This window comes from Janthinobacterium sp. GW458P (assembly GCF_002127585.1).
Classification (GTDB): domain Bacteria; phylum Pseudomonadota; class Gammaproteobacteria; order Burkholderiales; family Burkholderiaceae_D; genus Janthinobacterium.
Genome location: NZ_NEGZ01000041.1, coordinates 19818 through 32236, shown reverse-complemented (window position 1 = coordinate 32236; position 12419 = coordinate 19818). Strand labels below are relative to the sequence as shown.

13 protein-coding genes are annotated in these 12419 nt (G+C 64.3%); 5 read left to right on the top strand and 8 right to left on the bottom strand.

Features of this window, described 5'->3' with window-relative positions; translation table 11 throughout:
* Nucleotides 1-3: 3 nt before the first annotated feature.
* Entirely contained in the window at nt 4-534 is a 531-nt protein-coding gene (locus CBW50_RS19935) for a spore coat U domain-containing protein (RefSeq protein WP_086147160.1), read from the bottom strand.
* A gap of 207 nt (nt 535-741) precedes the next feature.
* Here CBW50_RS19935 and CBW50_RS30225 point away from each other — a divergent pair, with 207 nt between their 5' ends.
* Together CBW50_RS30225 and CBW50_RS19930 are read left to right on the top strand one after the other, a co-directional pair.
* A complete protein-coding gene (locus CBW50_RS30225) occupies nt 742-870 on the top strand; it encodes a hypothetical protein (RefSeq protein ID WP_264296508.1) in 129 nt (42 codons plus the stop codon).
* 12 nt (nt 871-882) lie between these two features.
* Complete coding sequence (locus CBW50_RS19930; RefSeq protein WP_086147159.1) at nt 883-1689, top strand: response regulator; 807 nt, start codon at nt 883-885, stop codon at nt 1687-1689.
* Nucleotides 1690-1712: 23 nt separating this feature from the next.
* On the opposite strand, the gene CBW50_RS19925 is transcribed toward CBW50_RS19930, so the two are convergent.
* Complete coding sequence (locus tag CBW50_RS19925) at nt 1713-4271, bottom strand: TonB-dependent receptor (protein WP_086147158.1); 2559 nt, start codon at nt 4269-4271, stop codon at nt 1713-1715.
* A 332-nt stretch (nt 4272-4603) separates the two neighbouring features.
* A complete protein-coding gene (gene pnuC / locus CBW50_RS19920; RefSeq protein WP_086147157.1) occupies nt 4604-5197 on the bottom strand; it encodes a nicotinamide riboside transporter PnuC in 594 nt (197 codons plus the stop codon).
* Between the two features lie 233 nt (nt 5198-5430).
* On the opposite strand from pnuC, the gene CBW50_RS19915 reads away from it, so the two are divergent.
* Nucleotides 5431-6186, top strand: coding sequence for an ABC transporter substrate-binding protein (locus CBW50_RS19915; protein ID WP_226936305.1), 756 nt, complete (start codon nt 5431-5433; stop codon nt 6184-6186).
* Nucleotides 6187-6191: 5 nt separating this feature from the next.
* On the opposite strand, the gene CBW50_RS19910 is transcribed toward CBW50_RS19915, so the two are convergent.
* A complete protein-coding gene (locus CBW50_RS19910) occupies nt 6192-6893 on the bottom strand; it encodes an isochorismatase family protein (RefSeq protein WP_216356380.1) in 702 nt (233 codons plus the stop codon).
* Nucleotides 6894-6994: 101 nt separating this feature from the next.
* Nucleotides 6995-7861 carry a pirin family protein gene (locus CBW50_RS19905; RefSeq protein WP_086147154.1) on the bottom strand — a complete coding sequence of 289 codons (867 nt, stop codon included), beginning with the start codon at nt 7859-7861 and terminating at the stop codon, nt 6995-6997.
* A 119-nt stretch (nt 7862-7980) separates the two neighbouring features.
* Between CBW50_RS19905 and CBW50_RS19900 the strand changes: the two genes are divergently transcribed.
* A complete protein-coding gene (locus CBW50_RS19900) occupies nt 7981-8886 on the top strand; it encodes a LysR family transcriptional regulator (protein WP_086147153.1) in 906 nt (301 codons plus the stop codon).
* A gap of 46 nt (nt 8887-8932) precedes the next feature.
* Nucleotides 8933-9736, top strand: a complete 804-nt coding sequence (locus tag CBW50_RS19895) for a metallophosphoesterase (RefSeq protein ID WP_086147152.1) — start codon at nt 8933-8935, stop codon at nt 9734-9736.
* Here the strand turns inward: CBW50_RS19895 and CBW50_RS19890 are convergent.
* From CBW50_RS19890 to bla, 3 genes are all read right to left on the bottom strand, one after another.
* The gene (locus CBW50_RS19890; RefSeq protein ID WP_226936303.1) at nt 9733-9906 is read right to left on the bottom strand and encodes a hypothetical protein; all 174 of its coding nucleotides are present in this window, start codon (nt 9904-9906) and stop codon (nt 9733-9735) included. The two genes, CBW50_RS19895 and CBW50_RS19890, sit on opposite strands and share 4 nt — an antisense overlap.
* An 11-nt stretch (nt 9907-9917) precedes the next feature.
* The gene (locus CBW50_RS19885) at nt 9918-11126 is read right to left on the bottom strand and encodes an RtcB family protein (protein WP_086147150.1); all 1209 of its coding nucleotides are present in this window, start codon (nt 11124-11126) and stop codon (nt 9918-9920) included.
* A 278-nt stretch (nt 11127-11404) separates the two neighbouring features.
* Nucleotides 11405-12349 carry a subclass B3 metallo-beta-lactamase gene (bla, locus tag CBW50_RS19880; protein WP_086147149.1) on the bottom strand — a complete coding sequence of 315 codons (945 nt, stop codon included), beginning with the start codon at nt 12347-12349 and terminating at the stop codon, nt 11405-11407.
* Nucleotides 12350-12419: the final 70 nt, after the last annotated feature.

The following is a 12419-nucleotide window of genomic DNA, read 5'->3' as shown; positions in this document are numbered from 1 at the left end:
GGCTTAAAAGTAAACGGTGGCCGTGATGGTCGACTTGTAAGTGTCGGGCGCCGGCGTCGCCTGCGGCGGAATGTTGCCGTACACGGTGATCGGCTGAGAGCTCCCGTTGCCGGTGCCGCCGACCGTATTCGTGCCCTGCGTATCGCCCCACAAGGTGCTGCCCGCCGTCTGGAACAGGTTGAATTGCACCGTTCCCAGGTTGCCGCCGGTGCCGCTCAGATAACGCGTGGTGCCGGTCGAGCCCGTACCCGTGCCCGCCGTCAGGCCCACGTTGTACGGCGTGGTATTGGTGCAGGTGACATCCACGGTCGTATTGACGTTAACGGCAGTAGCCAGTACACCCTGACTTTGACCAAAGTCGAGATTGGCCGCCGCAATCGTGCAATTGGCGATGATTTTCAGGGTCACGTCAAAGGTCGTGGTGTTGCTGCCGTTCAGATACACGGCGGCATCGGCATAGCCAGGCAGGAAGGCCGCAGCGGCAAGGACGACACTGGCGGCAGCGGTCAAGCGGGGTGAAATAACTCGCAACATGATACCTCCTGATGACGGGACATCATTAATGCGCCCATCGGCTGAAGGGCTTCGAGGATAGTCACGGTATTGCCGGCGTTTTCTGGGGCACGCAAACCAGGACGACAAAATACTTGCGCCGAGAGTCAGGAAGCCAGGGACTCCAGCATTTTTTGCAGCATTTGCAAAACAGATTTTTTGGCAAGCGACATTGCTTAAAATCAATGCATGAGTGAATTATTAGCCATCTGGGAAATCCGCGCTTCTTCTCGCGGAGAAACCTCTTTTGAAACACGAGAAAAGCAGAAAAAAAAGAAAAAGCAGGGCATAATAAGCCACAACTTGCTATTTGGTTAAGTCATCCATGCCATGCCATTGACCAGCGAACCCATCAAAAAAAACATCCTGATCGTGGACGATTCCGCGTTCGAGCAGCGCATGCTGATGGAACTGCTGAGCGAGCAACCGTACCGTTTCAGCATCGCTTTCAACGGCTACCAGGGCTACCAACTGGCGCTGGCCACGCATCCCGACCTGATCCTGCTCGATGTGCGCATGCCGGAAATGGATGGCTACACGGCGTGCCGTTTGCTCAAGGCGAATCCCGAAACGGAACCGATCCCCGTGATTTTTCTCAGCGGCGCCGATGCCGCCAAGGAACGCATCATGGGCTTGCAGGTAGGCGGCGTCGATTACATCTCGAAGCCGTTTACACCGGAGGAACTGGCCGCGCGCATCCATATCCACCTGGGCTTGATGCGTAAAAGCAACAGCACCTTGCCCGCCGCGTCGCCGGCCAGCGAGCGCCAGCAGCATCCCGACCTGGTGTTCGTCAATGCCGTCAAGCAACTTATTCTCGACAACCTGGGCAGCCTGCCCAACCTGTCCGAAATCGCCCGCAGCGTGGGCACCTACCGCGAAAAGCTCACCCTGATGTTCCGCGAACAGACGGGCATGACGGTCTTCGCCTTCATCCGCGAGGCGCGCATCGCCCGCGGCGTGGAATTGCTGCAGCAGACCGAGATCGACGTGCAGGATATCGCCCTGCTGATCGGCTTCCACAACGCGGGCAACTTCGCCACGGCCTTCCGCGAGCGCATGGGCATCACGCCCAGCGCCTACCGCCAGCGCCTGCAGGAGCAGACGGGCCAGCGGCAGGTGTCGAACGGGCACTGAGGGGCACGCATGCCCCCCGCACCCTAGAACTTGTAGTTCAGCTTGAGCGAGGCGAAGCGGCCGCGCGGATCGGCTTGCGTATAGTCAAAGCCCGAGGCCGAGTAATCCCACGGCGCGCGCTTGTTGGCCAGGTTCTGCACGATGAAGGTGACGTTCGCCGCTGGCGTCACCTGCCAGCTGGTGGTCACGTCAAACGTGCTGAAGGCGGCCACGGATTCATCGAGATGCGTGTTTTGCGCATAGCTGCCGACATAGTTCCAGGTCAGCGTGGACGACCATTTGCCCTGTTCCCAGGTGGCCGAGCTGACGCCGCGCCATTTCGGGATGGAGCCGAAATAATTGGTGCCGGCGCCGTCCGTCAGCGGCGCGCCGTCCGACAGCGGTTCGGCAAAGCGCAGCACGCGGCTCAGCTGGCCGGCCAGGGTCAGCTTGCCCCAGTCCTTGTCGACGAAGCGCTGGCGCAGGTCCAGATCGATGCCCGACACTTCGCGCTGGCCCTGGTTGCGGTACTGGCGGTACAGGGTCGTGATGCGGCCATCGGCGTCGCGCGTGATCTTTTGCGGCGCCGACGCTTCGTTGGCGATGGTGGTGGTGGCGCTTTCCGTGCCGATCACGCCATCCTGCTTGATGCGGTAGTAATCGAGGCCGATGCTCGAACTGCTGGTCGGCGAGACCACCACGCCCAGGTTCAGGTTATTCGACCGTTCCGGACGCAAGGCGGTGTTGGCGATGGTAATGGCCGTCACGCCGCGCGTCTGCGTCGGCGTGATCGGATCGCGCGGATCGAGCACGCTGACATAGCTGACGGCCGTGCTTTGCGTGATTTCCGGCAGGGACGGCGCGCGGAAGCCGCGCGAGACGGTGCCGCGCACCAGCAGCCATGGCGCCGCCTGGTAGCGGGCGCTGGCTTTCGGCGAAAACGCATTGCCGAAATCGCTGTAATGGTCGGCGCGGCCCGCCAGGTTGACGGACAGGTCTTTTACCACCGGCACGTTGAATTCGGCAAACAGGGCCGACACGCTGCGCGAGCCGTTGATGATGTTAATCGCCGGGCGCAGCTCGGTGCCGGACAGCACGGCCGTCGAGGTCTGCGAATCCATCTTTTCGCGGCGCCATTGCGCGCCGGCGGCAAAGCCCAGCGGACCGGCCGGCAACTGCCACAGGTCCTTCGCGGCCGAGAAGTCGACGGTGTCGAGCGTCGATTCGGCCGGACGCAGGGTCGACAGGCGCAGGCGGTTGCGCACCGCTTCGCTGTTTTGCGCCTGATCAAAGAAGTTATAGCTGCCGTCGGCCAGCACTTTCTGGAATTCGTAGCGGTTGACGAAGTTCTGCACGGTTTCTTCCAGCTTGCTGCTCGAGTGGCCCACGGCCGCGTCCCAGTCCCAGCCCGCCAAGGTGCCCTTGACGCCCGCCAGGGCGCGGTAGAACGTCACCTTGTCCTGCTTCAGGCGCGGTCCCAGGTCGAACAGGGTGGCCGTGAACGGCAGGGGCGTGGCGCCCGGATTGTTCGGATGGCCCACGGGCAGCACGACGGGTATCGTGTCGAGCGCCTGGGTGGCGTTGTTCCACACGCGCGTGGCATTATTTACCGTCAAGGGCGCGCTGAAGGTCTGGTCGGCGCGCGAGTAGCTGTGCAGCAAATCGACATACGCTTCCGTGTCCGCATTCAGCTTCAGGGTGCCGCGCGCGGCCGAGTGGATGCGCTGGATGCCGGGAATCAGGGTTTTGTATGGCGAGGGGTTGTACGCCAGCACTTGCCCCGTCTTGCCGGGCGTGATGTCGCCATAATTGACCAGTTGCAATGGCCCGCGCACGCCGCCCAGGGTCTTCGTCGGGTCCGTGCCCGCATAGTTGGTGATGGCCCAGCCCAGGCTGCCCCGCTGCTGCTTGCGGAAGTCCGCATCGCGCATCCACGCCACGTCGCTTTGCTGCAGCTTGTCGCGCTGCTGCGCATCGACCGAGAAGACCAGACTGTAGCCGTCTTCTTCCAGCTTGCCGAAACCCGTCTGCAGCGCCGCGCTCTTTTCATGCTGGCCCGTGCCTTCGGTCGAACCGCCCCACTGCGCCGTAATGTCCGTGCCCGTGAATTCCTTGTACAGGATGATGTTGACCACGCCGGCCACGGCATCGGAACCATAGACGGACGAAGCACCGTCCTTGAGCACCTCGATGCGCTGCACGGCCGCCATCGGCAGGCTGTTCAGGTCGACAAAGGTTTCCTGCAGGTTTTGCGCCGTCGCATAGCTGGCCACGCGCTTGCCATTGACCAGGATCAAGGTATTTTTCTGGCCGATGCCGCGCAGCGACAGGCCCGAGGTGCCGGCCGAGAAGCTGCCCGTATATTGCTCGTTGTAGCTGTTGCCGCTGTTGGCGGAAATCGCGCGCAGCACGTCCGACACGCTGGTCTTGCCGCTGGCTTTCAATTCCTTGGCGGTGATGACCTGGACGGCGCTGGCGCCCTCCTTTTCGCTGACACGGATATTCGACCCGGTGACGTTGACGCGCAGCATTTCCTCCTCGGCATGGGCGAAGGCAGGAAAGGCGGCGGCGATGGCTAGACTGATGGCGAGTGGTTTGAACATGGTTTCCTCTTATTGGGATTGCGGCCTTCTTCAGATAAAAAAAGCCGAGCAGGGGCACGCGGGCCGGATGGGCCTGCGGGAATTACGACAACGGGGGGAATGCAGGAATTACGGGATGCGTGGACGCGCACGCATCGGCATCCACTGCGCCATGGATTGCATGGTCAGCTGGTGCCGGGTGGCGGAAAAAATGGCAGAAAGAGTAAAGCGCAACATAAAAGACACCGGTAAGCGGGGAAATGCCACTATATCGCGGCGTCTTTATGGCGTGAACGAATTAAAAATTGATTGTATATATGATTTGAATCTAAGGCCTTGCCGATGGCGCGCCGTCAGGCATCGGCGATGGCCGCCGGCGGGGCCGCCGCCGCGCGGCGCGCCTGCAGGCGCCACCAGTACCAGGAGATGAGCGCATTGACCCAGTAGGCGGCGTACAGCACGGCCGTCAGGTACAGGCCGCGGCTGTAGTACAAGGGCACGGCCACCGTGTTGACAAGCAGCCAGAAACCCCAGGTTTCGATGCGCCGGCTCATCAGCAAGAATTGCGCGATGACGCTAAATACCAGCACCGCAGAATCGATGAAGGGCGCGTAGGCATTCGTGAAGCGGTGCAGCAGCATGCCGTAGATGAACACGGCGGCAAAACCGGCCGGCACCACCCAGGCCAGGCTGCGCCAGCCCGTGCGCGTGATCGGCAGCGGCTGGCCGCTTGCGCCGCGCCGCCATTGCAGCCAGCCGATGACGCAGGTAACGATGAAAAACAGCTGCAGCAGCACGTCGGCGTACAGGTTGACCTGGAAAAACAGCACGGCGAACAGCACGCAGCCGACCATGCCGATCCACCAGGAATGAATATTGTTGCGTCCGGCCAGGACGATGGAAACGGTCATCAGCACGTTGGCGGCGATCTCGAGTGGGGGAGTCAAGCGGTCTTCCTTTGCGGGGCAGTGGTTGGATGCACGGCGCCACTATAGCCGAATACACTGCCCGGTGTCCTGCGCGCCAGAGGCAATTGCAAGGGGGGCAGGCGGCGAAAACCGCGCAAAAGTCCAGGAAAAACACGCCAGGCAGGCCTTCAGCAGCAGCAACCCTTGACTTCCCTGGCCATTCTGGCAAATTGAATATCAAGTTGAAACTCTATGGAAGCACCCGTATGCGCATGCGCCATCTCCTGTTTGCGGCAGTGCTCGGCGTATCGGCCCTGCCAGCCCTGGCTTGCCGCATGACGATGGCGCTGGAGCAGTGGCCGCCGTACGTCTACCGCGACGCCGAGGGCCGCTACACGGGCCTGGACCTGGAGTTGCTGCGCGCCATCTTCAAGGAAGCCCGCTGCACCCTGGTCACCTTGCCGGAACTGCCCACGGCGCGACGCGAACTGCTGTTCCAGAAGGGGAAACTGGACCTGATGCTGGCCGCGTCCGAAACGCCGGAGCGCCAGTCGTATGCCCGCTTTTCCATTTCGTATCGCGATGAAGCCGTGGGCATCTTCAGCAAGTCCGGCCATGCCGACGGCCTGCGCCAGATCGCCAGCGTCGCGCAGCTCGCGCGCGGCAAGGCCACCCTGCTGGCGCCCAAAGTGGGCTGGTATGGCGCGCAATACGCGGCGGCCCGCCCGGCGCTGGAAAAGGCCGGCCGCCTGAATGCGTTCGGCACCTTCCAGCAAGGCGTGCGCATGCTCGACGCGGGCCGCGCCGACCTGCTGATGGGCGACGTGCTGGCCGTGCGCCACGAGGCGCGCCAGCAGGGCGTCGCCTTGAGCGCCCTGCCCTTCCTCGCGCTGCGCGCGCCCGTGCACCTGATGCTCAATGCGCACAGCACCAGCGCCGCCGACCTGGCCCGCCTGAACGCCGCCATCACGCACCTGGAGCAGCGCGGCGCGCTGGCGGCGATCCGCGCCAGCTACGACGCGCCGTAAGGCGATCAGCCCTTGGCAGCCGCTTCCAGGATTTCCAGCTTCGTTTCGCGGCCATTCTTTTGCACGCCCTGCGCCTTGTCGTAGCTTTCGATCAGGGCGCGGTACGGCGGCACGATGTGGTCCGTCATGATGGCGGCGAACTCCATCGCATCGGCGCGGTTCCAGGTGCTCATCACTTCCGCCAGCACCGCATACGTATCGATCGGCACGGCGCCGGCCTGCGCCACGCGCGCCATAGTGATATCGGTGGCCATCTTCGACCAGTTGCCCGAGGCGTCGATGATGGCAAACACCTTGTAGCCGGCCGCCAGCGCGCTGATGGTGGGGAAAGCCATGCATACGCTGGTGAGCGTGCCGGCGATCAGCAAGGTCTTGCGGCCCGTCTTTTCGATGGCCTCGACCCAGGCCGGATTGTCCCAGGCGTTGATCTGGCCCGTGCGCGGGATGTAGACGGCTTCCGGGTTGAAATGGTGGATTTCCGGGATCAGGGGGCCGTTCGGGCCGTCCGGCACGGAAGCGGTGGTAAAAGTCGGCATGTTCGCCAGGCGCGACAGCTTGGCCAGCGCCGTGACGTGGCCGCGCAGCACGTGCTGCTCGATGTCGCGCACCAGCTGGAACAAGCCGCTCTGGTGGTCGATCAGCAGCATGACGGCGTCGTCGGGATCGATCATCGGTGGCAAACCTTGGAAGTTGGCGGGGGTGCTCATGGTAGTCTCCTGAAGGTGGCGCCGCCTGGCGGCGCCGGTTGAATGCCCATGCCGCCGGGTGCGGCATGGGTTATTGCTTGCTGCCTGCTGCACAACGTCGATTACTTCTCGATGCGGGCAAAGCGGCCGCTGTTGAAATCCTCGAACGCCTGCACGATTTCCGCTTCGGTGTTCATGACGAACGGGCCATGGCCGACGATGGGCTCGTCGATCGGCTCGCCGCTCAGCAGCAGCACCACGGCGTCGTTGTTCGCCTCGACGGTGATGCTGTCGCCATCGCGCCCGAACAGCGCCATCTGCGCTTCGCGCAGCGCGCTCTCGCCATTGACCAGCACCGTGCCGTGCAGGACGATCAGCGCCGTGCTCCAGCCCCTGGTCACGGGCAGTTCCGTCAGCTTGCCCTGGGCCAGGCGCACATCCCACACCTGCATCGGCGAGAACGTGCGGGCCGGGCCATGCTGGCCGCCGAATTCGCCGGCGATCACACGCACGGAGCCTGCATCGTCCGGCAACGCCACCGTGGGAATCGTGTCGCTGGTGATGGCCTGGTAGCCGGGCGCCGTCATCTTGTCTTTCGCCGGCAGGTTCACCCACAGCTGCACCATTTCCAGCGTGCCGCCCGACTGCGTGAAGGCAGGCGAGTGAAACTCTTCATGCAGGATGCCGGCGCCGGCCGTCATCCATTGCACGTCGCCGGGGCCGATCACGCCGCCCTGGCCCGTCGAATCGCGGTGCGCCACTTCGCCCTTGTAGACGATGGTCACCGTCTCAAAGCCGCGGTGCGGATGCGAGCCGACGCCGGGCGGTCGCGTGCCGGGCGCAAATTCGGCGGGGCCGGCATAGTCGAGCAGCAGGAATGGGCTCAGCTGCTTGCCATGGCCGTTGTACGAAAACATCGAGCGCACGGGGAAACCGTCGCCGACCCAGTGCTGGCGCGGTGCGCTGTAGATACCTGTGACTGTGTTCATCTCGATCTCCTGTTGGGGTTTGCATTACGATGGAGACAGAATAGACTCGCAACGATCAACGCGGTAGACGGTAAAATAGGCCTTCAGCGTTCCAAAAATAGAACGATCAAGGAGGCGGCATGCAGGACCTGAACGACTTGTATTACTTTGTGCAGGTGGTCGACCATGGCGGCTTCGCGCCGGCCGGGCGCGCGCTGGGCATGCCGAAATCAAAACTGAGCCGGCGCATCGCCCTCTTGGAAGAGCGCCTCGGCGCGCGCCTGCTGCAGCGCACCACGCGGCATTTCTCCGTCACCGACGTGGGGCAGACGTTTTACGAGCATTGCAAGGCGATGCTGGTGGAAGCGGAAGCGGCGCAGGAAGCGATCGACCTGACGCGGGCCGCGCCGCGCGGCACGGTGCGCCTGTCCTGCCCCATCGCCCTGCTGCATGCACTGGTGGGCCCCATGCTGGCCGGTTTCATGCGCGACCATCCGCAGGTGACCCTGCTGCTCGAAGCGAGCAACCGCCGCGTCGACCTGGTGGCCGAGGGCATCGACGTGGCCATCCGCGTGCGTCCGCCGCCGCTGCCCGACAGCGACCTGGTGCTGCGCGTGCTGGCCGAACGCAGCCAGTGCATGGTGGGCAGCCCGCTGCTGTTCGCCGGCGCGCCCGTGCCGCAGGCGCCGGCCGACCTGGCCGACTGGCCCAGCCTGGCCCTGGGCACGCCGCAGCAGCACTACCAGTGGGATTTGCATGGCCCGGACGGCGCGCGCGCCCAGCTGCGCCACACGCCGCGCTTCGTCACGGGCGACATGCTGACCCTGCGCGACGCGGCCGCGGCCGGCGTGGGCGTGGTGCAGCTGCCGACCATGATGATCGTCGAGCAGGTGGCCAATGGCAGCCTGCTGCCACTGATGGCGCAGTGGCGGCCGCAGCGCGAAATCATCCACGCCGTCTTCCCGTCGCGGCGCGGCCTGCTGCCCGCCGTGCGCGCGCTGATCGACTACCTGGCGCACAGCTTCGCCGCGCTGGAGGAAGAATGAGGGTTTTCAGGTACGATGACGTACTCGCCAATCGCCTGGACACCGCATGCGTTTATTGATTCTGTCGGACCTGCACCATGAGTTATGGCGCGAGGATGCGCCGCAAGGCGATCTTGCGCTCAGCCGTCCCGACGCCGTGATCCTGGCCGGCGACATCGACACGGGCGCGCGCGCCGTTGCCTGGGCCGCCACGGCGTTTGCGGGCCTGCCCGTGCTGTACGTGCACGGCAACCACGAAGGCTATGGCCACCACCTCGACAAGGTGCGCCAGGAATTGCGCAGCGCCTGCGCCGCCACGGACAACGTGCATTTTCTCGACGCCGACAGCCACGTCATCACCGACCAGGCAGGCAAGCCGGTGCGCTTCCTGGGCGCCACCCTGTGGACGGATTTCCGCCTGCTGGGCGAAGATACGCGCCTGGCCGCCATGCGCGACGCGGAAGCCGTCATGAACGACTACAGGCGCATCCGCCTGGCCAAAATGGGCTTTCGCAAGCTGCGCGCGGCCGACACGGCCATGTTCCATGCGCAGCAAAAAGCCTGGCTGGCGCGCGAACTGGCGCAGCCCTTCGACGGCCGCACGGTGGTCATCAGCCACATGGCGCCCTCGCTGCAGTCAGTCGACGACGCCTACGGCAGCGAGGGCTGCGCGCCCGCCTACGCCTCGCGCCTGGACGAGCTGGCCGCGCAGGCGGACCTGTGGGTGCATGGCCACATTCACGTCTCGCGCGACTACCGCATCGGCCCGTGCCGCGTCGTAGCCAACCCCTGCGGCTACAAGACGCGCAGCGGCACGCCGCAAAATCCCCGTTTTGATCCGAACTTCATCGTCGAACTGGCCCCGCGCTAATCCTCGGGCTTCAGACGCCCCGCCAGCAGTTGCTGCAGGCGGTGCTTGCCGGCCCGCCGCGCGGCCCTTGGCGACGCCTCTGACTGGTGCGCGCCGGCGCCGCCGCGCAGCCTGGCGGCCGCCACCAGCGGATTGCGCGGCTTGGACGGGGCTTTCACTTTGATCTTCATGGCCACTCCTTTCAGCCCTTGATGCAGACGACCTGGCGCAAGGTATGCACCACTTCCACCAGGTCGCGCTGATGCGCCATGACGGCGTCGATATTTTTATAGGCGGCGGGGATTTCGTCGATCACGCCGCCATCCTTGCGGCACTCGATGCCGGCCGTCTGCTCGGCCAGGTCGAAGCGGTTGAAGCGGCGCTTCGCCTCGCTGCGGCTCATGCTACGCCCCGCCCCGTGCGAGCAGGAGCAGAACGATTCCGGATTGCCCTTGCCACGCACGATGAAGCTGCGCGCGCCCATGCTGCCGGGGATGATGCCCAGTTCGCCCTGTCGCGCCGAAATGGCGCCCTTGCGCGTCACATATAAATCCTCATTGCCATGCGTTTCGCGCGCGATGTAGTTGTGGTGGCAGTTGATGGCTTCCCCGTCGAGCCGGAACGGCGGAGCAAACTGCGCCAGCACGTCGAGCACGCGGCGCATCATTTCGCTGCGGTTGAGCAGCGCGTAATCCTGCGCCCAATCCACCGCGTCCACGTAGTCGTCAAATACCGTGGAGCCCTCGCTCAGGTACGCCAGGTCCGCGTCCGGCAGCTGCAGCTGGTGGCGCCGCATATCCTTCTGCGCGGCGGAGATAAAATAACGGCCGATCACGTTGCCGATGCCGCGCGAACCCGAATGCAGCATGATCCACACCCGCTGCTCCTCGTCGATGCAGATTTCAATGAAGTGATTGCCGCCCCCCAGGGTGCCGGCCTGGCAAATCCACGTGCGCTCGAACTGGCGCAGCATCTTGGCGATGCCCCGGTGGCGCTCGACGATGCGCGCCAGGCGGTCGCCGAGGGGCCGCACGGCGCGCGCCTGGCGCGAGCCTTGCACGCGGCTCCATTCGTGCTGCTCGAAGCCGACGGGCACTTGCGCTTCGATGGCGCTGCGCAGGCGCGCCAGGTTGTCGGGCAGGTCGCTGGCCGTCAGGGTCGTGCGCACGGCGTTCATGCCGCAGCCGATGTCGACGCCAACGGCGGCCGGGATGATGGCGGCGCGCGTGGGAATCACGCTGCCGACGGTAGCGCCGATGCCGGCATGCACGTCGGGCATGGCCGCCACATGCGGATGGACGATGGGCAGGCTGGCAATATTGTGCAGCTGGCGCAGCGCCTGCGCGTCGATATCGTCGGTAAAGATATGCACGGGCACATGGGCGCCGCGCAGTGTCTGATGAATGGGCATAACGTCTTCCTTGGTATTGTCGTTATGCCGGGGTCGTTTAAAACAAAAAACCCCGGCGAGTTTCCTCACCGGGGTTTTGAAGGACACCGGCTCGGGATCGGCAATGTGCCGATGGCCCCGAGCGTCATGCACGGGGCTAGTGGTAGTACAACTTGCTGCCAGCCTGCTCGAACATGGGTTTCCTTTCTTTTGTCTGGTTAATCTGAACTGCGGATGCTGATTCTGCACCTTATGCTGCAGTGCGTCAATCCCTTTTCATGGCGAAGACGCCAACGTTGTTATTTTGTCGCAGCTTCTTTTTCCTTCGCGATGCGGGCATCGAGTTTCGCTTCATTCCTGGCAGCGTAGTTGCTGCACGCCTGCGCGTCGATGAAGGGGTTCGGCGTGACGCCTTCCAGCAACTGCGTCAGCTTGCCGTCGCCGCCCGAGTGGTCGGGATGGGCCGAGATCAGGATGTCGCACGGCAGTCTGGCAAAGTCCTGCATGACGCGGCGGAAGGCCGGCGTCAGGTCTCCATGGCGTTCATCGCCCAGGTAGTGAAAATCGTCGGCCGCCACGGGCGTGAGGCTGGCGCCGAACACCACGTTCAGGCATTCCTCGCGCTCGGCATCCTCGCACGAGACCCAGGTCCAGCTGGTGCTGCCCGGCGTGTGGCCGGGCGTGTAGTGCGCCGTGATGGTCACCTCGCCCAGTTGCAGGGTTTCGCCATCGGCGATCTCGCGCACGTTTTCCACGGCCGGCATGGGGTCGATTTCGCCCGCTTGCGGGTCCATGGCGAGTACCGAGCCCGCGCGCAGCGCCTGCGCGCCGAGCGGACTGGCGACCACTTGCGCGCCGCTGTCGCGGGCCAAGGCGGCGATGCCGCCCGAATGGTCGAAATGCGCTTCCGTACTCAGGATGAACTTGATGTCCTCCACACGAAAACCCAGTTCGAGGAGATGCTCCTTGATGGCGGCCACCGACTGCGGCAGCGCGCCGTCGATCAGGATCAGCCCCGCCTGCGTGTGGATCAGCACCACGCTCAAGCCGCCCACGCCCACATAATACGTGTCGCCGTGGATGCGCGCCGGCTGCTGCGGGCGGTTCCACTGCGCCGCATACGGAGAAGCGATCGGCTGCGTCAACGGATCGACGGGGGGCGTAGCGGCATGCGCCGTCAACGGCAGCGCCATGGCGGCCAGCGCGATGCTGAGCAAGGTCTTGGGAAGGAAGAAAGGCGGCATGCGGCTCCAGGAAGATAGGCGGTATGAATAGATGCCACAGGGTAACGTCGCTACCCTCGCGCGGTCAAGC

Coding starts and splice junctions, on each gene's coding strand:
- bla (WP_086147149.1), bottom strand. CDS start 12,349: ATGCCGCCTTTCTTCCTTCCCAAGACCTTGCTCAGCATCGCGCTGGCC.
- CBW50_RS19895 (WP_086147152.1), top strand. CDS start 8,933: ATGCGTTTATTGATTCTGTCGGACCTGCACCATGAGTTATGGCGCGAG.
- CBW50_RS19925 (WP_086147158.1), bottom strand. CDS start 4,271: ATGTTCAAACCACTCGCCATCAGTCTAGCCATCGCCGCCGCCTTTCCT.
- CBW50_RS19930 (WP_086147159.1), top strand. CDS start 883: ATGCCATTGACCAGCGAACCCATCAAAAAAAACATCCTGATCGTGGAC.
- CBW50_RS19890 (WP_226936303.1), bottom strand. CDS start 9,906: ATGAAGATCAAAGTGAAAGCCCCGTCCAAGCCGCGCAATCCGCTGGTG.
- CBW50_RS19935 (WP_086147160.1), bottom strand. CDS start 534: ATGTTGCGAGTTATTTCACCCCGCTTGACCGCTGCCGCCAGTGTCGTC.
- CBW50_RS19910 (WP_216356380.1), bottom strand. CDS start 6,893: ATGAGCACCCCCGCCAACTTCCAAGGTTTGCCACCGATGATCGATCCC.
- CBW50_RS19915 (WP_226936305.1), top strand. CDS start 5,431: ATGCGCCATCTCCTGTTTGCGGCAGTGCTCGGCGTATCGGCCCTGCCA.
- CBW50_RS19905 (WP_086147154.1), bottom strand. CDS start 7,861: ATGAACACAGTCACAGGTATCTACAGCGCACCGCGCCAGCACTGGGTC.
- CBW50_RS30225 (WP_264296508.1), top strand. CDS start 742: ATGAGTGAATTATTAGCCATCTGGGAAATCCGCGCTTCTTCTCGCGGA.
- CBW50_RS19900 (WP_086147153.1), top strand. CDS start 7,981: ATGCAGGACCTGAACGACTTGTATTACTTTGTGCAGGTGGTCGACCAT.
- CBW50_RS19885 (WP_086147150.1), bottom strand. CDS start 11,126: ATGCCCATTCATCAGACACTGCGCGGCGCCCATGTGCCCGTGCATATC.